Origin of the sequence: Micromonospora sp. NBRC 110009 (assembly GCF_030518795.1) — a bacterium.
Lineage (GTDB): Bacteria > Actinomycetota > Actinomycetes > Mycobacteriales > Micromonosporaceae > Micromonospora.
On the sequence record NZ_CP130427.1, the window covers coordinates 5,660,345 to 5,679,652 of the forward strand.

Sequence of the window (19,308 nt, forward strand, 5' to 3'; positions counted from 1 at the left end):
CCCGTCGACGGAACGCCGATCTCGCTCCAGGTGAGCAGCCGACTACGCGCCGACCTTCTACGCTCGAGGCAGCCCCGGGAGGTGGCGGTGGTCGACGACCGGGGTGCCGCGGAACCCGGAGTGGCCCACCCTGAGGAGGCGCGTGCATGACGGAAACCGCCATCCCTGACGAACGCCGCACCACCCCGCGACAGTCCACTCCGGCCCCGACCGAGCCGGTGCTGCCGGAGCTGCGGGAGATGTGGTGGGAGACGGGCGTGCGGGCGCGGGCGCAGGCCGGACTGTTCGCCGTCTTCGCCGAGCTGCCTCGGCTGGTGTGGGTGGCGCTGCGGATCAGTTGGCGGGCCGACCGGATCCGCACCGGCGTGGTGGGCGCCGCGACGGTCGGTGCCGGTGCGCTGGCCGCGTTCGGGCTGCTCGCCACCCAGCAGGTGCTGGTCGAGTTGTTCGCCGGCGGGCCGACCGCCGACAAGCTGGTCGCGGCGCTACCCGCGCTCGCGGCCCTGGCCGGGGCGACCGCGCTGCGTGCCGGCATGGGCATCGTCACCGGGTATGCCCAGAACGGGCTGACGCCGCGGGTGAGCCGGGAGGTGGAGCGGGGCCTGTTCGAGGTGAGCACCGCGGTCCGGCTCGAGGCGTTTGACGCCGACGCGTTCGCCGACGACATGGAACGCGCCTCCCGAGGCACCGACTCGGCCATCTCACTGGTCCAGGCGTCGATGAACCTCTTCGCCGGCCTGGCCGGGCTGGTCGCCGTGGCGGTCGCCGTCCTGGTCATCCACCCGCTGCTGCTGCTGGCGTTGCTGGTGGCGACCCTGCCGAAGGCGTGGGCGTCGCTGCGGGCGGGGCACCTGCAGTACCAGACCTACACGGCCGGTTCGGTGCGCCGGCGTCGGCTGTGGTTGCTGCACCGGCTGATGGCCGAGCGGGTCTCGGCGCCGGAGCTGCGCTCGTACGGGCTGCGCCGGTTCCTGCTGGACCAGTACGACCGGGTCATGGGCGTGGAGACCGACATCCAACTCGCCCTCGCCCGCCGGGTCACCACGACCACCGCCGTCGGGTCGATGATCGGGGGAGTGGCCAGCGGGGCGGTGTACGTGCTGCTCGGGCTGCTGCTCGTCCACGCGCAGATCCCGCTCGCCGCCGCGGCGACCTGCGTCATCGCGCTGCAGTCCGCGCAACGCTCGCTGGGCATCCTCACCTTCCAGATCGACCAGGTCTACACCGAGGGGCAGCACTTCGGCGACTACACCGGCTTCATGACCCGGGCCGCCGCCTACCTGCCCGACCAGGCCACCGGCGGCACACGCCGGGGCGCCCCCGACGCGCTGCGCGAGCTCAGCGTCCGCGACGTCAGCCTGCGCTACCCCGACCGCGACACCGCGGCCGTCGACGGCGTGACGCTGACCATCCACGCGGGGCAGACGGTGGCCTTCGTCGGGGAGAACGGCTCCGGCAAGAGCACCCTCGCCGCGATGATCGCCGCCCTGCGCGCCCCGACCGAGGGCGTCATCTGCTGGAACGGGCGACCGCTGTCCGAATGGGACGTCGACGGGTTGCGGTCCCGGATCGCCGTGGTGACCCAGGAGTACCACAAGTGGCCGTTCACCGCGGCCACGAACATCGCCATCGGTGATGTCGCCGGCGAGGCCCGGCAGGACCGCATCCGGGCCGCCGCCGCCCGGGCCGTGGCGCACGACATGATCGAGAACCTTCCGTACGGCTACGAGACGCTGCTCGACCGCACCTTCGCCCACGGCCAGGATCTCTCCGGAGGGCAGTGGCAGCGGATCACGGCCGCCCGCGGATTCCTCCGCGACGCCGAGCTGCTGATCATGGATGAGCCGTCCTCCGCCCTCGACCCGCGGGCGGAGGACGCCCTGTTCCAGGCGATCCGGGACCGGCAGGGACGGTCCACCACCGTCCTGATCACGCACCGGCTGGCCAACGTCCGCCACGCCGACCGGATCTTCGTCCTGCACGAGGGTGCCCTGGTCGAGGCCGGCAGTCATGACGAGCTGATGGCCGCCGGCGGTCGCTACGCCGACCTGTTCACCCTTCAGGCCGCCGGTTACGACGCCACCGCCCCGGGCGGCGCGCCACCCCGCCAGCGCCCACCAACCACGTCCTGAGGACGCGGTCGAGCTGCGCTCACCGACCCTGCTCGGAAGCGGGTGTGAGGCGCGGCCGGGTGCGGCGGCGCTGCTCGCGGTGCCCGTGGTCGACCTCGTGCTGCTGGTCGCCACGATGATCGATCTGTGGGCCGGGGGCACCGCCACGTTCGCCCACCGCCTCGCCGCCGCGTACCTCGGATTTTCCGTGGCCTTCGGCCACAGCCCGGTGCGCTGGACCGACGAACGGTTCGCGTTCCGGTTCGCCGGCGGACCGCCGCCCCGCCGAGCCCCGCGCTACGGGACGGCGCGGGCCCGGCACGAGTGGCGGGAGTGGGGCAAGGGGATGCTCGGCTGGGCCGTCGCCTGTGCCGTGCTGGTCGCTGGGATCGCTCTGGTCGGTGACGCCGACCGCACCCGGGAACTCTGGGCCTGGATCGGTCGACTCAGCCTGGCCATGGGGCGTGGCTGGTGTTCTGGCCCGTCACCTACACGGTGTTTCCCAACGGCCGCCGCGCGGCCCGGGCGGCGTGGGGATCGCCGAGCGCACCTGACCGCCCGGTCGTTCAGGCTGTCCTCAGCAACCGGGTGCCAGGGTGCCGCGCATGCAGCTGGACAGACAGTACGACTCGACGCCGCGGATGTGGCAGATGCTCAACAAGGTCCCCGAGGTCACCGTCTACTTCTGGGTCATCAAGGTCCTGTCGACGACCGTGGGCGAGACCGCGGCGGACTTCCTCAACGTCAGCGTTCACCTCGGGCTGACCGGCACCACCCTCGTCATGGCCGTCGCGCTCGTCGCCGTACTCGGGTGGCAGTTCCGGGCCGACCGGTACGAGGCGTGGAGCTACTGGCTCGCGGTGGTGCTGGTCAGCATCGTCGGCACGTTGATCACGGACAACCTCTCCGACAACCTCGGCGTGCCGCTCGAGGCGAGCACCGCGGTGTTCGCGGTGCTCCTCGCGGCCACCTTCGCGATCTGGTACCGCAGCGAGGGCACCCTGTCGATCCACTCCATCGTGACGACACGGCGGGAGGCGTTCTACTGGACGGCGATCCTGTTCACCTTCGCGCTGGGCACCGCTGCCGGAGACCTGCTGTCAGAGCGGCTCGATCTGGGGTACCTGCTCTCGGGCCTGATCTTCGCGGCGATGATCGCCGTCGTGGCCTCGGCGTACGCTTGGTCGTGGCTGAACCCGGTCGTGGCGTTCTGGATCGCCTACGTGCTGACCCGTCCGCTCGGCGCCTCGCTCGGCGACTACCTGACGCAGAGCCGTGACGACGGCGGGCTGGGCCTCGGCCCGGTGATCACCAGCGGGCTGTTCCTCGCGACGATCCTGGTCCTGGTCGGCTACCTGAGCGTGACGAAACGGGACGCGCCGCCGCCCGTTGACACGCCGTACCGGACGGCGGCTACGCAGCGGTAGGCCGCTGCCTGTCCCGCGCCCGGGTTGACGTCCCTGAGGTGGGGCGATGATCGAAGAAGGACGTCAACCCGGCTGTGGGGAGAGGAGTGAGCAGGTGCGCGTGCTGGTCGTCGAGGACGAGTCAGCTCTGGCCGAGGTGATCCGGAACGGTCTGGCCGAGGAGGGCTTCGCGGTCGACGTCCAGCACACCGGGCCGGACGGGCTGTGGGCGGCCACCGAGAACCCATACGACGTCGTCGTGCTCGACATCATGCTGCCCGGCCTCAGCGGCTACGAGGTGTGCCGGCAGCTGCGGTCCCGCGGGGTGTGGACCCCGGTGCTGATGTTGACCGCCAAGGAGGGCGAGCACGACCAGGCCGACGCGCTCGACCTCGGCGCCGACGACTACCTGACCAAGCCGTTCTCGTTCGTGGTGCTGGTGGCCCGGCTGCGCGCCCTGGTACGCCGGGGCGCCCCGGCCCGCCCGGTGGTCATGACCGCCGGCGACCTGACCGTGGATCCGGCCCGACGACAGGTCACCCGCGCCGGACAGCCGGTCCGGGTGACCGCCCGGGAGTTCGCGATGCTGGAGTTCCTGATGCGTCACCGCGGCGACGTGGTGTCCAAGACCCAGATCCTGGAGAACGTGTGGGACGCCCACTTCGACGGGGATCCCAACATCGTCGAGGTGTACATCAGCTACCTGCGCCGTAAGATCGATCAACCGTACGGGCGCGCGGCGGTCCAGACCGAACGCGGCATGGGCTACCGGTTGGCCGCCGACGGTGGCTGACCCCCCTTCAGGGCTCTCTCAGCTACGGGCTGCCTACGCTGCGGTCATGGCGGGCCGACGCGGACCTGAGGGCGGGCCGGTGCGGTGGCTGCGTCGGCGGCTCGGCGTGCGGCTGCGTTCGGCGCTGGCCGCCGCGCTCGTGGTGGCGTTCGCCTTCGCCGTCGGCGCCGCGGCCTTCGTCTTCACCGCCCGCGCGGACCTTGCGGGCAACGTTGACGCCGCCGCGCGGCAACGCGCCGACGAGGTGGCGGCCGCCGTGGCCGGCGGCAACCAGGATGCGCTCGCCCAGACCCTGAAACCCAGCCCCGGCGAGCAGACCCTGGTGCAGGTCCTCGACCCGTCCGGGCGAGTGGTGAGCGCCTCGGCGGCGCTCGCCGGCGTGGCGCCGCTTTCTCCGCTGCGACCGGCTCCCGGTCAGGTGCTGCACGAGCAGCGGCTGCTGCCGTTCGCCGACGAGGACCCCTACCGGGTGGTCGCCGAAGGGATCGCCACCACAGCCGGCACCCGTACTGTCCTCGTGGCGCAGTCGCTGCGGCCGGTCAACGAGAGCACCGAGGCGGTCGCCGCGATCCTCGCCGCCGGGTTGCCGGTGATGCTGCTGGTGGTCGGCGCGGCGGTCTTCCTGTTCGTCGGAGGCGCGCTCCGCCCGGTGGAGGCGATCCGTCGCCGGGTCGCCGGGATCACCGCGCGCGACCTGCACGCCCGGGTCCCGGTACCACCGGCGCACGACGAGGTCGCCGCGCTCGCGGAGACGATGAACAGCATGCTCGACCGGCTGGAGACGGCGGCCGCGAGCCAGCGACAGTTCGTCGCCGACGCCAGCCACGAGCTGCGCAGCCCGCTGGCGACCCTGCAGGCCGGTCTAGACCGCCTGGCGCTGACCGATTCGCCCGGGGCGCACGCCGAGCTGGTCGGGCTGCTGCGCAGCGAGACGGAACGCCTCGGCCGCCTCGTCTCCGACCTGCTGCTGCTCGCCCGGATCGACGAGCACGCCCACGTACCGCGCGACGACGACGTCGACCTGGACGACCTCGCCTACACCGAGCGGTACCGTATCGCCACCCGCCGACCGGACCTGACCGTCCGCACTCAGGTCGCCCCCGTACGCGTCGGCGGCGACGCCCACGACCTGGGTCGGGCGCTGCGCAACCTGACCGACAACGCCGCGCGGCACGCCCGCTCGGAGATCGTCCTGCGGGTGGCCGCCAGCGACACCTGGGGGCTGATCGACGTCACCGACGACGGCCCCGGCGTCCCCGAGGCGGAGCGGGAACGAATCTTCGACCGGTTCATCCGACTGGACGACAGCCGGGCGCGGACCGACGGCGGCAGCGGGCTGGGCCTCGCGATCACCAAGGAGATCGTCGCGGCGCACGGCGGCACCGTGGACGTCCTGCCCGGCCCGACCATGACGGTGCGGATCCGCCTGCCCCTGCGCCACTGATCCTCGCTCTTCAGGCTCCTTTCAGGCGGCGACCGGCAGGCTGCGGGTAGCCGGCCGAGCGGGGGAGCCGGGTCGATCACGGAGCAGCACGGGCAGATGAACTACCACCTCTTCCAGCTGATCAACGCCGCCGCCGGCACCACTGACCCGGTCGACGACGTCTTCGAGTGGTGTGCGGTCTGGCTGCTCTACGTGCTCGGCGTCCTGGCGGCCGTACCCGTGCTGCGCGGCCTGCTCCGGGAGCGGGTGGCCGTCGTCCGCGTGGCGGCGGTCCTCGTGCTGGCCTTCGTCGTCGGCCAGGGCGTCGCTGCGATCAGCCCGGAGGTACGGCCGTTCCAGACCCATCCGGTCCACCAGTTGATCCCGCACGCCGCCGGACCGTCACTGCCCAGTGACCACGCCACCGCGGCGTTCGCGCTGGCGTTCGCGGTCGGCGCGTTTCTGTCCAGGCGGTGGGGGGTAGGGCTGGCGGTACTGGCCGTGCTCCTCGGCTTCGCCCGCGTCTGGACGGGCGTGCACTATCCCGCGGACATCCTCGCGGGCGCGGTCATCGCGGGCGCTGCCGTCGGCGCCGTCGAAGCCGGCGGGCGGGCGTACGACCGCTGGGCGGACCGCCGTCGGTCGGATGCCGCCACCGGCCACTAGAAGCCGCCCGTCCACGTCCCGGAAGGTGTCCTCGTGTCCATGCCCCAGGCACTGCTCGCCGCGGGTCCCAGTCCGCTCGACCCGCAGTGGCTGATCTCCACCTTCGGGCTGATCGGCATCCTCGCCATCGTCTTCGCCGAGTCCGGCCTGCTGATCGGCTTCTTCCTCCCCGGCGACTCGCTGCTGTTCACCACTGGACTGCTCGTCTCCGCGGGCCAGTACCTGCACCAGCCGCTCTGGCTGCTCTGCCTGCTGGTGGCGATGGCCGCCGTCGCCGGCGACCAGGTCGGCTACCTGTTCGGCAAACGGGTCGGTCCGAGCCTGTTCCGCCGGCCGAACTCCCGGCTGTTCAAGCAGGAGAACGTGAACCGGGCCAACGACTTCTTCGCCCGCTATGGCGCCCGGTCGATCGTGCTGGCCCGGTTCGTGCCGATCGTGCGGACCTTCACCCCGATCATCGCCGGCGTCTCCCGCATGCGCTACCGCACCTTCCTGATCTTCAACCTGGTCGGCGGAACGCTGTGGGGCGTCGGAGTCACCGTGCTCGGTTATTTCCTTGGCCAGATCGCGTTCGTCAAGGCCAACATCGAGTACATCCTCATCGCCATCGTGCTGGTGTCGGTGCTGCCGATCGGCATCCAACTGCTCCGTTCCCGCCGGGCTCGACGCACCGCGGGGGCGGTCGGCGACCCGGTCGAGACGGCGCACGCGCCTCGGCGGTGAGGTGCGTGACCGCCGGCCGGCCCCACGGGCAGCGGGAGGTTGGCGGGCAAGCGGCGTGACATCGACGCCGTCGTCACCGGCCGGGCCGTCCCCGTCGATCCTGCCGAGGTCGCGGTGGCCGGCCGGCCACCGGCGTGACGGGCCAGGCGTGACCGGACGCCTTGCGTAGGGCGTCGCCCGTGTCGGGCAGGCGCCCGGCACCGTGGGCCCGGGGCTGCTGGTGGTCGGTCAGCCGAAACCCGACGCCGCGCACCGCGACGATGGTGACTCCGGTGCCGAGCTCGTCGAGCTTGCGCCGCAGGCGCTTCACCAGGGACTGCACGTCCGCCTTGCGGTGCAGCCCTTCGTCGCGCCACACCGACCGGTGCAGCTCGGTGTAGCTCCAGACCCGTGCCGGCTCGGTGGTCAGGCAGACCAGCAGGTCGTGCTCGAGGCGGGTGAGCGGGACTTCGCGATCCCGACATCGGGCGGTGGACTTCGCCGAGTCGATCAGCAGCGTGTCGTCGGGTGGCGGCGTGGAGTCGGGCGGATGCGTGGCCTCGGACGGCGGCGTGGCGGAGACGTCGGCGGGCGGCCTCGGGGGCGCGATTAGCCTGCGCAACTCGTCCAGGTCGGCGACCACGAGCAGCGGCGCGACGCCGTCGAGCAGCTCAGCGAGACGAATCCGGTCCGCCGGCGACGGGGTCACCGCGATCAACAGCGGGAACGGGCCCTCGGTCGGGTCGGAGCCGCCGGTGTTCTCGTCGTCCTCGGCCATCGCACCCCACCCCGACGGACCATGGGCAGAAATTGCCCGACCTGCGCCTCACCCTGACAGTAATTGGCAATCCCGCCGCCGGACGGCGAGCTGTTGGTGACAAGTTGCTCACGTAGAGTGCTTGATCGTTCTTTCCTCTCGATCATAGTGTCCACTCAGGCAGCCGGCGTGACCCGCACGGCTCCTGGGGGGCTGGGGGGTTCGGTCAATCCGATGTAGGTCCAACGGGAGATGGATCTCTCGTGCCCTTCGCCATGACTCGAATACTCGCGGGTCGTTCTGGAGGAGGCAGCACCGATGCTGAGACGTCCACACAGGAGACGCCTGGCCAGCAGGCTGGCCAGCGCGGGTACGGCGATCGCCCTCGTGGCGGCAGGCCTGGCCCTCACCGGTAACGGTGCACAGGCTGCGCAGTCCGGCCCATCGACGTCGGACAAGATCCGCCCGGAGCTCACGAGGCAGCTCGAGGGCAAGAGCGAGGGCGACTTCTGGATCCACTTCAAGGATCGGGCCGACCTGAGCAAGGCCAGCGCGATCAAGGACTGGGCCCAGCGGGGCACCGCCGTCGCCGACGCGCTGAAGAAGACCGCCGCCGACAGCCAGGCCAAGATCCGCGGAGAACTCGACAGCTCCGGCACGAAATACCAGACCTTCTGGGCGACCAACGCCATCAAGGTCAGCAGCGGATCCCTGACGATGGCCCAGAACTTCGCCGCCCACGCCGAGGTCGACGGCTTGTACGCCCCGACGGAATACAAGGTGCCCGAGGTCACCAAGGGCACCGACGGGAAGACGCCGAACGCCCTCGAGTGGGGCATCGCGAACATCAACGCTGACGACGTGTGGTCCCAGTACGGCGTCAAGGGCGCGGGCATCACGGTGGCGAACATCGACACCGGCGTCCAGTTCGACCACCCGGCGCTGGTCAACTCCTACCGCGGCAACAACGGCGACGGCACCTTCGACCACAACTACAACTGGTTCAACGCCGCCGGAACCTGCGCCGCCGCGCCCTGTGACAACAACGGCCACGGTACGCACACGATGGGCACCATGGCCGGCTCCGACGGCGCGAACCAGATCGGCGTCGCCCCCGACGTCAAGTGGATCGCCGCGAACGGCTGCTGCCCCAGTGACGCCGCGCTGATCTCCTCCGGTCAGTGGATGCTCCAGCCCACGGACCTCAACGGCCAGAACCCGGATGCGAGCAAGCGGCCCAACATCATCAACAACTCGTGGGGGACCACGCTGCCCTCCAACGATCCGTTCATGGAGGACGTGACCAACGCGTGGACCGCGTCGGGCATTTTCGGCTCCTGGTCCAACGGCAACAACGGCCCGGCGTGCCAGACCAGCGGCTCACCGGGCAGCCGGACCAGCAACTACTCGGTCGGCGCGTACGACATCAACAACAACATCGCCAGCTTCTCCTCCCGCGGTTCCGGGCAGGACGGCCAGATCAAGCCCAACATCTCCGCACCGGGCGTGAACGTCCGGTCGAGCGTTCCGGGCAGCGGCTACGCCAGCTTCAACGGCACGTCCATGGCCTCACCGCACCTCGCGGGCACGGTCGCGCTGCTGTGGTCGGCGGCGCCGGCGCTGGTCGGTGACGTCAACGCGACCCGGGCACTGCTGGACAACACGGCGATCGACAAGGAAGACCTCCAGTGCGGTGGCACCGCGGACGACAACAACGTCTACGGTGAGGGCCGGCTGGACGCGCTCGCGCTGCTCAATGCCGCCCCGATCGGCGACACCGGCACCCTGGCCGGCACGATCACCGACGCGACCACCGGCGCCCCGATCGGCGGTGCCACGGTGGCGCTGACCGGCGCGGCGACTCGCCAGCTGACCACCGGGAGCGACGGCAAGTACTCGTCGCTGCTGCCGGTCGGCGCCTACCAGGTCGCCGTGTCGGCCTTCGGCTACGCAGCCAGGACGGTGCCCGCAACCGTCACCAAGGACACGACCACGACGACCAACGTCGCGCTGACGGCGGTGCCGAGCGTCACCGTCAGCGGGTCGGTCACCGACGGCTCCGGACACGGCTGGCCGCTCTACGCCAGGGTGAGCGTCGAGGGACCGTCGGGCGTGTCCGACTACACCACGCCCGCCAACGGTCAGTACAGCTTCAAGCTCCCCACCGGGGCGACGTACAGCGTGAAGGTCGAGCCGCAGTACCCGGGCTACCAGACGGTGACCAAGGAGGTCGTGGTCGGCTCGAGCAACGTCACCCACGACGTCGCCGTGCCGGTGGCCGACAACGGCTGCACGACGGCGCCCGGATACCGGTACGGCTCGGACGGCGTGTACGAGACCTTCGACGGCGGCACCGTGCCGGCCGGCTGGTCCGTGGTGGACCACCTCGGAACCGGTCAGGTCTGGGAGTTCACCGACACCGGTAATCGCGGGAACCTCACCGGCGGCACCGGCAGGTTCGCGGTCATCGACAGCGACAACTACGGCAGCGGTGGGCGGCAGGACACCTCGCTCGTCAGCCCGGTCGTCGACCTGACCGACGTCGCGGCGCCGGTGATCCGGTTCAACCAGGACTACAACTGGCTGGGCTCCGACCGCGCGGATGTCGACCTCAGCCTTGACGGCGGCACCACCTGGACCAACGTGCTCCGGCAGGCGGCGGACGTCCGCGGGCCGCGGGTGACCGAGGTCCCGATCCCGCAGGCCGCGGGCAAGGCAGAGGCCCGGGTCCGATTCCACTACTACGACGCCCAGTGGGAATGGTGGTGGCAGGTCGACAACGTGCTGATCGGCAGCCAGGTCAGCTGCCAGCCGATCGACGGTGGCCTGGTCCTCGGTCACGTACGTGACAAGAACGACGACAGCTACCTCAACGGTGCCACCGTCACCAGCGACGACCGGCCGGCCGAGAAGGCCACCAGCGCCGCGACTCCGGACGACACCGACCTGCCGGACGGCTTCTTCTGGATGTTCTCGTCGCTGACCGGGACGCACACGTTCACCGCGACGGCCGGCAACTACCTCAGCCAGAGCAAGGACCTCGACGTCCAGAAGGACGCGGCGACGGCCGCGACCTTCCAACTCGCCGCCGGCCGGCTGTCGATCCAGCCCACCGAGGTGAGCGGCACCGTGCAGATGCCCAGCGGCAAGGTGAGCAAGACGTTCACCGTGACCAACACCGGCGGCGCCCCGGTCGACGTCCAGTTCGGTGAGCGGGACGGCGGCTTCGAGCTGCTGCGGGCCGACGGGTCCCGGATGGGCACGCAGGAGGTGCTCGCCTCCAGCGGCGCACCGGAGCAGCGGCTCAACGTGCCGACGTCGTTCGCCGCGCAGGCGACCGGCAAGGCGGCCACGGCAAGCACCGCCGCGGTCGGCCCGCAGGCCGAGCCCTGGACGGACATCGCGGACTACCCGGCGACCGTCATGGACAACCGGGTGGTGAACCTCGACGGCAAGGTGTACTCGATCGCCGGCGGCAACGGATCGGCGTCCTCGGCGAAGAACTACGTCTACGACCCGATCGCCCAGAGCTGGGCGCCGATCGCCGACCTCCCGGGTGCGCGTAACGCCATGACGGTGGGCGTCGCCGATGGGAAGATCATCGCGACCGGCGGCTGGGGCGCCTCCGGCCCCGACGCCACCACCTGGTCGTACGACCCGGCGGCCAACACCTGGACCAGGAAGGCCGACAACCCGGCGCCGCGCTCCGCGGCCGGACAGGCGGTCGTCGACGGCAAGCTCTACGCCGTCGGCGGTTGCACTACCTCGGCCTGTACTCCGACGTCGAACTCCGTCGTCCGGTACGACCCGGGCAGCGACACCTGGGAGACGTTGGCCAACTACCCGAAGTCGGTGGCCTTCGCCTCCTGCGGCGGGATCGACGGCATCGTCTACTGCGTCGGTGGCAACGACGGGTCCGCGGCGCAGAAGGCCGGCTACGCCTTCGACCCGGGCGCCGATGCCTGGACCGCCATCGCCGACGCCCCGGTCGACAGCTGGGCCAGCTCGTTCGCCGTCGCGAACGGCAAGCTCCTGGTCGTCGGCGGTGTGCAGGGCGGAGCCGTCACCAACGCCGGCTTCGCCTACGACCCGGCCACCAGCTCGTGGTCGAACCTGCCGAACGCCAACACCGCGCGGTACCGCGGTGGCGCGGCGTGCGGCTTCTACAAGGTCGGTGGCTCGTCCGGCGGCTTCACCGCCACGCCGGACAGTGAGGCGCTGCCCGGGCTCGAGGAATGTGCCGAGGGTCCGGCGGACGTCAGCTGGATGACGATCGACAAGACGGCCGCCACGCTGGCGCCGGGTGAGAAGGTCACGGTCACCGTCGGGATGACGGCGAACGTCGACCAGCCCGGTACGTACTCCGGCTCGATCACGATCAAGGAGAACACGCCGTACACGGTGCAGCCCGTGGCGGTGACGATGATCGCGCAACCCCCGAAGAGCTGGGGCAAGTTGATGGGTACGGTCACCGGGACGAGTTGCCAGGGTGCGACCGCACCGCTGCCCGGTGCGACGGTCCAGCTCTCCTCGAAGGCGCTGACGTGGACATTCGCCACCGACGCTCAGGGCAGGTACGCCTACTGGCTGGACCGCAAACATAACCCGCTGACCATCGTCGTCGCCAAGGACGGCTGGCAGCCCCAGACCCGTCAGACGTCGATCACCATCGCCCCGAAGGTGGAGGACTTCAACCTGTCTCCAGTCCGCTGTTGACAACTGACCGCTAGCTGACAGCTCCGGCCCGCCTGGTTTCCGACCAGGCGGGCCGGCCTGTCTCCGGAGGTTGCCAGCCGTGGCGCGGGTGATGGGATGGTCAGGCCAAGGCGAGGCGGATGCCGACCCCGCGGACTGCGTGGATCGTCGCCGGGGCGTCCAGCCGGGCGAGCTTGCGTCGGATTCGCCGCACCACCGAGTGCACGTCGGAGCCCCGGCCGAGGTGCTCGTTGCCCCAGACCTCGAGATGCAGCCGCTGGTAGGTCCAGACCTGTCCGGGCGTGGCGACCAGGCACAGCAGGAGGTCGTGCTCCAGCGGGGTCAAGCCGATCTCCCGGCCCTGCCAGCGGAGTACCCGTCGGTCGGAGTCGACGCTCAGGTCAGGCGGTGCCGCACCGGCCGCCGACACCTCTCCGTTGCGTGCTTCCCGGTCGAGTGGGGGCGCGGTTGCGGCGCCGGGCTTCCGGACCAGGTCGAGGAACCGGCGTGCCTGTCGGGCGCTGGAGACGATCAGGAACGCCTCGGTCCCGCCGAGCAGTTGCGCGAGTTGCCGGCGTTCCGCCGCCGAGGAGGCGATGCCGATGACCAAGGACGGGATCGCTGTCATCTTCCGCCCCTCTCGGTTCGCCCCCGTTTTGGGCGGGCCCGCCCCTGCGGCGCCGATCAGTCGGTCTGCTGGCTTTCGCCGTTGTTCGGCAGCCTGGGCAAAACCTGCCACACCTGCGTGTTTGCCTGGCGGAAGCGCTTTCCTGCTGGGATCCTATATTTGGCTCCGGTCAATTGGTATAGCAGTTAACGTCAATGTAACGGGCGGCATCGCAGTTTTCTGGAGCACATTCTCCGCAGATACCGACCCTGCGGTCGAACCGGGCGCGACCACCGCCGACGAGACCGACGGCCGCCGCGCAGCCGCTCCCACCGTTCACCCCGATGAGTGGGGCCGTTGACCGGCCGTTCGCCCGGGGACCTCTCGACAAGGCACCCGTCCGGACCGCTAATGGAGAACGCCTCTGCACGGTCTCACTGGTGGGAGGTGCCCCCTTCCACCGCCAGCCGGCACGCCCCTTCCGCCGGGGCGGCCGGGTGCGCCTGTCACCTGACGGAGTCCACCGTGGACGACACCGCTGTGCTCACGGAAGCCATCGCCGCGGCCTATGTCGGTGCCGCCGCCTTCCGGATCGGCCCGCCCGGACGCGTCGGGGTGGAACTGGAATACCTGGTGCGGGACCCCACGCACCCACTCGACCGGCCGTCGATCGCGCGCCTGCTCGCCGCCGTCGCCCACCTCGGCGACCCGCTGCCCGGCGGTGGACGGATCACGGTCGAACCGGGCGGCCAGGTCGAACTGGCCTCCTCGGTCGGAGCCACCATGCAGGACTGCATCGACGCGACGGGGACCGACCTGGCGCTCCTGCGGGCCGCGTTTGCCGCAGCGGGTCTCCGGCTCGAGGGCACCGGCCTCGACACCAGCCGGACACCGCGGCTCGTTACCCGGCATCCCCGCTACGTCGCGCTCGCGGCCTACCACGACCGGGTCGGGCCGAAGGGACGCGCCATCATGTGCAATTCCGCCTCGGTCCAGGTGTGCCTCGACGCCGGCGACGACTCCGACGGTTGGACCGGCTACCGCCGCCGCTGGTGGCTCGCCGACGCTCTCGGCCCCGTGCTGCTGGCGGCATTCGCCAACTCCCCGCACCGCGGCCGGTCCGGTGCCCGCTGGGTGTCCCGACGACAGGCGCTGCGCTTCGGCACCGACGCGAGCCGGACCCGAACGCCCCGGCACACCGCCGAGCCGCGAACCGCGTGGACGCGGTACGCCCTTGCCGCCCGCGTCGCCGTGATGGCGGAACCCGAGCCGCTGCCGTGGCTCGTTCCGACCGGCCTGACGATGCGGGACTGGCTGCGCGGGCACGGGCCACGCCCGGCCACCCTCGGCGACCTGGAGCGGCACCTCGGTACCCTCGTACCGCCGGTGCGACCCCGGGGATACCTGGAGTTCCGCATGATCGACCAACAGCCGGGTGATGGCTGGGTCGTGCCGGTAGCCGTGGTGAGCGCGCTGCTGGACGACCCGGTCGCCGCCGAGGCGGCCGCGGCGGCGACCGAGCACCTGCGGTCACCCGTACGGCGGCACGGCGACTGGCTGGCCGCGGCCCGGGACGGCCTGGCGGAGCCCACGCTCGCCCGCGCCGCGCTCGCCTGCTTCACCGCCGCCGCCGACGCCCTGGCCCGGCAGGGCGCGTCGGTCGAGGTCCGGCGCGCCGTCGCCGACTTCGCCGAGACCTACGTCGCCCGCGGTCGATGCCCCGCCGACGACCCGCGGGCCGAGCAGTCCGCGCTGGCGCGGTCCTGACCTCCCGGCCTGTCGCTGCGGCCAGCCCAGCGGCGGGATCGTCGGCTAGCCTGCATCCGGGGGCTGCCCGGCCTGCCGACGGGACGACGCACCCGAGGGGAGAATCACGATGAGGAAGATCGTCGCAGGCCTGTTCATCTCGCTCGACGGCGTCGTCGAGGCACCGGACCAGTGGCACTTCCCTTACTACAACGACGAGATGGGCGCCGCCGTGGACGCCACGCTCGGCGCCGCCGACACCCTGCTGCTCGGTCGCCGGACCTACGACAGCTTCGCCGGGGCCTGGCCGGACCGCGAGGCGGCCGGCGGGGAGGACGCCCCGTTCGCGAAGAAGCTCGGGGACGCCCGCAAGATCGTGCTGTCCCACCGGCCGCTCCAGTTCACCTGGCGCAACTCCGAACAGCTGCCGGGCGAGTTCGTCGCGGCCGTGACGGCGCTGAAGGGCGAGCCCGGCGGCACCATCGGCATGAGCGGCTCGGTCTCCGTGGTCCGTCAGCTCCTGGCCGCAGGGCTGCTCGACGAGCTGCACCTGCTGGTGCATCCGATCGCCGTCCGCAGCGGCATGCGGCTGTTCGAAGAAGGGGAGGAGGCGATCCCGCTCCGCCTCGTCTCGACGCAGACCTTCACCACCGGCGTGCTCAACCTCGTCTACGCCCCAGCCCCGGCACCCGGCCAGGTCGGCTACGACGAGGTCAAGGGGCACCTGGCCCAGCCCACGCCGTAGCCGGCCGACCGGCGCGCACCGGACCGGCCCGACTGCGCGAGAAGCCTCGCCGCGGGCGGTTAGGGTCGGAAACCATGCGGACCAAGCAGGAGCTGAGCGAGGCCGTCCGGCGGGACCGGCGGGCCGCGCTGGTCGTCAACGCCCACTCCCGCCGCGGCCGCCGGCTCTACCGGACCGTCCACTCCCGCCTGGTCGCGGCCGGCTTCACCCTGCTCGGCGCGTACCCGGTGGACCGGCCCGGCGAACTCGACCGGGTGCTGGCCGAGGCGGCCGACCTCGGGCCGGACCTGCTGGTCGTCGGCGGCGGCGACGGCACCATCGGCACCGCGGCGCGCCTGCTCGCCCACCGGGACATCGCGCTGGGCCTGCTGCCGCTGGGGACCACCAACAACTTCGCCCGCTCCGTCAACGTCCCGCTCGACCTCGACGCGGCGGTCGAGGTGCTCACCGCCGGCAAGGTGATCGACGTCGACCTCGGCCTGGTCGGCGACATGCGCTTCACCAACCACGTCGGCATCGGCTTCTCCGCCGACATCATGCGCAAGGCGCCGCGCCGGCTGAAGCGGGTCACCGGCCGGCTCGCGTACCCGATGACCGCGCTCGGGCTGCTCGCCCGGCACCGGCCGCTGCGGGTCACCGTCCGCGCGCAGGCGCGCGAGCACGAGTTCGTCACCCACCAGGTGTACGTGGCCAACGGCGGCTTCCACGCCGGCCGGCCGATCACCGCGGACGCGAACGCCGACGACCGGCTGCTGGTCGCGTACCCGGTCGGCGGCCCGACCCGGCGCGGGCTGCTGCGCGCGACGGCGGGCAACGCGGCGGCCGGGCACCGCCGCACCCTGCGCGACGAGCCGTTCCTCGCGGTGCACCAGGTCTGGGTGGAGACCGACCGGCCGGCCCTGATCGAGGTCGACGGCGAACCGTACGGGGAGACGCCGGTGCGCATCGGACTGGACCCGAACGCGCTGCGGGTGATGGCGCCCGCCGACAGCCCGGACCGGTGAGCGGCGTCGGTCAGCCGGCCCGCTGCGTGCCGAGCGCCTGGGCGAGACCGGACCGGCTGCGCAGGCCGAGCTTGACGTACGCCCGCTGGAGATGGTTCTCCACGGTCCGCACCGACAGCACCAGTTCGGCGGCGATCGTCGCGTTGTCCCTGCCCGCCGCGGCCAGCTCGCAGATCTGCCGCTCGCGCGGGGTGAGCTCGTCACGGCTGTCCGACCGGGGGTTCAGCGGCGGCCAGTAGCCGCCACACTGCTCCCGCAGCAGGTCCGCCCGCCGGGCGAGCAGGTTCGCCCGGCGGTGCTCGCCGCGGCGCTCGCACGCCGCCTCGGCGGCGATCACCGTCTCCAACGCCAGGGTCAGGTATCCGCTGGCCTCCAGCGAGGTGCTGACCCGCTCCAGCCCGGCCGGGTCGTCGGCGGCGAGCGCGCGGGCGTGCGCGGCCCACAGGTCGAAGAGCGGACTGTCGCAGCCGGCGGCCGCCTCGGTCAGCCGGTCGGCGGTCTCGGCCGACGGCGCCAGGCGGGACAACAGGTGCAGGCACTCCACGGTGATGGTCGTCGCCTGCGCGGCCCGCCGGTGCAGCTCGTGCAGCCGGCCGACGGCGGTGGCGAGCTGCCCGTCGACGGCGGCCAGCCACGCCGCGGTCAGCTCGGCGTCGGTGGCCACCAGCCCACCGGCGGCGCCGCGGTCGGCCTCCTCGTCGCCGCGCAGGTGCTCCAGCAGCCGCTTGCCCTCGGCCGGCTCACCCAGCTGCGCCGCCACGTACGCGTTCGCCGACAACACGTAGTCGCGGATCGGGAAGAGGGCACGCTCGCCGACGAGGGTGCGCGCCTCGTGCAACCAGCGGATCGACCGGCGCAGCTGCCCCGCATGGTAGGCGCACTTGCCCCGGGCGAACGCGAGCAGGCCGACCGCGTCGGCGGCCCGCCGGCCCAGCGCGTCCCGGTAGTACCGCTTCGCCAGCCGGCTCGCCTCGGCCAGCCGGCCCGACATCAGCAGGGACTGCACGTGGCAGGCCTGCGCCGCGGCGCGCATCGTCGGCCAGGTCTCCGGGATGTCCACCTCGCCGCTGTCGAACATCCGGGCCGCCCGGCCCGGCTGCCCGTCGAACAGCAGCAGGTAGGGCTGGAGTGCCGCGACCGCGGTCGCCAGCAGCGGATCCCGGGGCCGGTCGGCCGCCAACCGGGCCATCGAGTCCCGGGCACCGTCGAGATCCCCGCCGAACACGGCGATTCCCACCTCCGCCGCCAGCAGGCCGGGATGCGCCTCGGCGGGCAGGTCGCGGCGCCCCGCGTCGAGCACCGCCCGGGCCTCCTCGGGACGGCGCTCACCCCAGAACGCGTGCAGCGCCCGCAGCGCGGTCGCCTCGGCGCGGTCCCGCGGATCGGTCAGCTCCGCCGCCGCCCGCCTCAGGTGGGCGTCCGCCTCGTCACCGCGCCCCTGGGCGAGCAGTGCCCGCGCCACCTGCCAGTCGCCCCGGGCGGAGCCGATCTGCCGGCCGAGCCGCTCCGCCAGCACCGGATCGTGCCGGCGCAGCGCGTACTCGGAGGCGGTCAGCAGGTCCGCCGCGGCGACCGGCAGGTCCGCCTCGCAGCGCCACGCCACCACCCGGGCCAGGTCGTCGGCGCCGCCCCCGCCCAGCTCCGCCAACGCGTCGGCCAGGTTGCGGCGCAGCCGCCGGGCGCGCAGCTCGCCGGTGTGGTTGCGGACCGCCTCCGCGTACAGCGGGTGCCCGGTCTGCACCAGCACCGCCGAGTCGTGCCGCAGCAGCCGGATCAACCCGCGTTCCTCGAGCTGCTCGGCGGTACGCGGCTCGACCACCCGGTCCAGCACCGCCAGCGGCACCGGCTCGGCGTGCGCGACGTACCGCATCGCCTCCACCTCGTCGGGAGCCAGCGTGCCGAGGGTCTGCTGGATCAGGTCGGCCAGATGCGTCGGGCACAGCGACTCCGCGGGCCAGGTCCACATCCCGTCGCGCCGGACCAGCCCGCCGTCGCGCAGCCCGCACCGGAGCGCCTCCCGCAGGAACAGCGGGTTGCCCTGGCTGATCCGCCACAGCGCGTCCAGGGTCAGGCCGTCCACCGGCCCGCCGAGGGCCGCCCGGATGACGTCGGTCGTCTCCTCGGCGTCCAACGGCGGCACGTGGATCCGGTCGACCGACCGTGACCGCCGCAGCGCGGCCACCGGCGCGGCGTCCAGGCAGTCGCTGCGCACGCTCGCCACGACCTGGACCGCGCCGCCCGCCACCAGCCGCTCCAGCAGCGCCGCGGACGCGTCGTCCAGCCAGTTCAGGTCGTCCACCCCGACCACCACGGCACGTCCCGCCGCGACCTCCCGCAGCCGCCGCTCGACGTCCCGGAACACGTCGGCCACGTTGGCGTCGGCCGCCTGCGGAAAGCGGTTGGCGAGCACGCCGAAGGGCACCGCCTGCCAGCCGGGCGTGGCGGTCACCCGCAGGGTCACCCGTTGTCGCCGCAGCGCCTGGTCGAGCACCTCGTCGAGCAGCCGGCTCTTGCCCACCCCCGGGTCACCGGTGAGCAGCACGCCCGCCCCGGACGCCGCGGTGAGCGCCTCCACCGCCCGGTCGCGCTCCCGCGTCCGGCCGATGAACGGCCACCCGGCCTCCACGGCACACCCTGGCGCAGACAATGGACC

The 19,308-nt window shown here is 72.3% G+C and carries 13 protein-coding genes and 1 pseudogene; 11 read left to right on the forward strand and 3 right to left on the reverse strand.

Annotation, left to right across the window (positions count from 1 at the left end):
* Window positions 1–146 precede the first annotated feature (146 nt).
* The 7 genes and pseudogenes from Q2K19_RS26690 (at window position 147) to Q2K19_RS26720 (ending at window position 7,122) form a co-directional block, all read left to right on the forward strand.
* Window positions 147–2,132, forward strand: a complete 1,986-nt coding sequence (locus Q2K19_RS26690; RefSeq protein ID WP_302764820.1) for an ATP-binding cassette domain-containing protein — start codon at window positions 147–149, stop codon at window positions 2,130–2,132.
* 52 nt (window positions 2,133–2,184) lie between these two features.
* Window positions 2,185–2,615 (forward strand): annotated as a pseudogene (locus Q2K19_RS26695) (hypothetical protein); the annotation flags it as partial.
* Between the two features lie 101 nt (window positions 2,616–2,716).
* Window positions 2,717–3,538 (forward strand): COG4705 family protein, encoded by an 822-nt coding sequence (locus Q2K19_RS26700; RefSeq protein ID WP_302764822.1) that lies wholly within the window; start codon window positions 2,717–2,719, stop codon window positions 3,536–3,538.
* A gap of 94 nt (window positions 3,539–3,632) precedes the next feature.
* Entirely contained in the window at window positions 3,633–4,310 is a 678-nt protein-coding gene (locus Q2K19_RS26705) for a response regulator transcription factor (protein WP_302764824.1), read from the forward strand.
* Between the two features lie 46 nt (window positions 4,311–4,356).
* Window positions 4,357–5,754 carry a sensor histidine kinase gene (locus Q2K19_RS26710; RefSeq protein WP_302764826.1) on the forward strand — a complete coding sequence of 466 codons (1,398 nt, stop codon included), beginning with the start codon at window positions 4,357–4,359 and terminating at the stop codon, window positions 5,752–5,754.
* Between the two features lie 96 nt (window positions 5,755–5,850).
* Window positions 5,851–6,399, forward strand: a complete 549-nt coding sequence (locus tag Q2K19_RS26715; protein WP_302764828.1) for a phosphatase PAP2 family protein — start codon at window positions 5,851–5,853, stop codon at window positions 6,397–6,399.
* A 39-nt stretch (window positions 6,400–6,438) separates the two neighbouring features.
* Window positions 6,439–7,122, forward strand: a complete 684-nt coding sequence (locus tag Q2K19_RS26720) for a DedA family protein (RefSeq protein WP_302772757.1) — start codon at window positions 6,439–6,441, stop codon at window positions 7,120–7,122.
* Between the two features lie 73 nt (window positions 7,123–7,195).
* Here Q2K19_RS26720 and Q2K19_RS26725 read toward each other — a convergent pair whose 3' ends face one another.
* On the reverse strand, window positions 7,196–7,879 hold the full coding sequence (locus Q2K19_RS26725) for a winged helix-turn-helix domain-containing protein (RefSeq protein ID WP_302764830.1): 684 nt from the start codon (window positions 7,877–7,879) through the stop codon (window positions 7,196–7,198).
* A 297-nt stretch (window positions 7,880–8,176) separates the two neighbouring features.
* Here Q2K19_RS26725 and Q2K19_RS26730 point away from each other — a divergent pair, with 297 nt between their 5' ends.
* Window positions 8,177–12,574, forward strand: a complete 4,398-nt coding sequence (locus Q2K19_RS26730) for a S8 family serine peptidase (protein ID WP_302764831.1) — start codon at window positions 8,177–8,179, stop codon at window positions 12,572–12,574.
* Window positions 12,575–12,674: 100 nt separating this feature from the next.
* Here the strand turns inward: Q2K19_RS26730 and Q2K19_RS26735 are convergent, their stop codons facing one another.
* Window positions 12,675–13,181, reverse strand: coding sequence for a winged helix family transcriptional regulator (locus Q2K19_RS26735; RefSeq protein ID WP_302764833.1), 507 nt, complete (start codon window positions 13,179–13,181; stop codon window positions 12,675–12,677).
* Window positions 13,182–13,685: 504 nt separating this feature from the next.
* On the opposite strand from Q2K19_RS26735, the gene Q2K19_RS26740 reads away from it, so the two are divergent.
* The 3 genes from Q2K19_RS26740 to Q2K19_RS26750 all read left to right on the forward strand — a co-directional run bounded on the left by Q2K19_RS26740 (window position 13,686) and on the right by Q2K19_RS26750 (window position 16,655).
* On the forward strand, window positions 13,686–14,927 hold the full coding sequence (locus Q2K19_RS26740) for a glutamate-cysteine ligase family protein (protein ID WP_302764835.1): 1,242 nt from the start codon (window positions 13,686–13,688) through the stop codon (window positions 14,925–14,927).
* 109 nt (window positions 14,928–15,036) lie between these two features.
* Window positions 15,037–15,651, forward strand: a complete 615-nt coding sequence (locus tag Q2K19_RS26745) for a dihydrofolate reductase family protein (protein ID WP_302764836.1) — start codon at window positions 15,037–15,039, stop codon at window positions 15,649–15,651.
* Between the two features lie 74 nt (window positions 15,652–15,725).
* Window positions 15,726–16,655: a diacylglycerol/lipid kinase family protein gene (locus Q2K19_RS26750; RefSeq protein WP_302764838.1), complete on the forward strand. Its 930-nt coding sequence runs from the start codon at window positions 15,726–15,728 to the stop codon at window positions 16,653–16,655.
* Window positions 16,656–16,665: 10 nt separating this feature from the next.
* Here Q2K19_RS26750 and Q2K19_RS26755 read toward each other — a convergent pair whose 3' ends face one another.
* Window positions 16,666–19,281, reverse strand: coding sequence for a LuxR C-terminal-related transcriptional regulator (locus tag Q2K19_RS26755; protein ID WP_302764839.1), 2,616 nt, complete (start codon window positions 19,279–19,281; stop codon window positions 16,666–16,668).
* Window positions 19,282–19,308 lie beyond the last annotated feature (27 nt).

Bases quoted from the DNA above. Each gene is read 5' to 3' on its own strand.
- Q2K19_RS26690 (WP_302764820.1), top strand. From the start codon at position 147: ATGACGGAAACCGCCATCCCTGACGAACGCCGCACCACCCCGCGACAG.
- Q2K19_RS26700 (WP_302764822.1), top strand. From the start codon at position 2,717: ATGCAGCTGGACAGACAGTACGACTCGACGCCGCGGATGTGGCAGATG.
- Q2K19_RS26710 (WP_302764826.1), top strand. From the start codon at position 4,357: ATGGCGGGCCGACGCGGACCTGAGGGCGGGCCGGTGCGGTGGCTGCGT.
- Q2K19_RS26715 (WP_302764828.1), top strand. From the start codon at position 5,851: ATGAACTACCACCTCTTCCAGCTGATCAACGCCGCCGCCGGCACCACT.
- Q2K19_RS26720 (WP_302772757.1), top strand. From the start codon at position 6,439: ATGCCCCAGGCACTGCTCGCCGCGGGTCCCAGTCCGCTCGACCCGCAG.
- Q2K19_RS26725 (WP_302764830.1), bottom strand. From the start codon at position 7,879: ATGGCCGAGGACGACGAGAACACCGGCGGCTCCGACCCGACCGAGGGC.
- Q2K19_RS26730 (WP_302764831.1), top strand. From the start codon at position 8,177: ATGCTGAGACGTCCACACAGGAGACGCCTGGCCAGCAGGCTGGCCAGC.
- Q2K19_RS26735 (WP_302764833.1), bottom strand. From the start codon at position 13,181: ATGACAGCGATCCCGTCCTTGGTCATCGGCATCGCCTCCTCGGCGGCG.
- Q2K19_RS26745 (WP_302764836.1), top strand. From the start codon at position 15,037: ATGAGGAAGATCGTCGCAGGCCTGTTCATCTCGCTCGACGGCGTCGTC.
- Q2K19_RS26750 (WP_302764838.1), top strand. From the start codon at position 15,726: ATGCGGACCAAGCAGGAGCTGAGCGAGGCCGTCCGGCGGGACCGGCGG.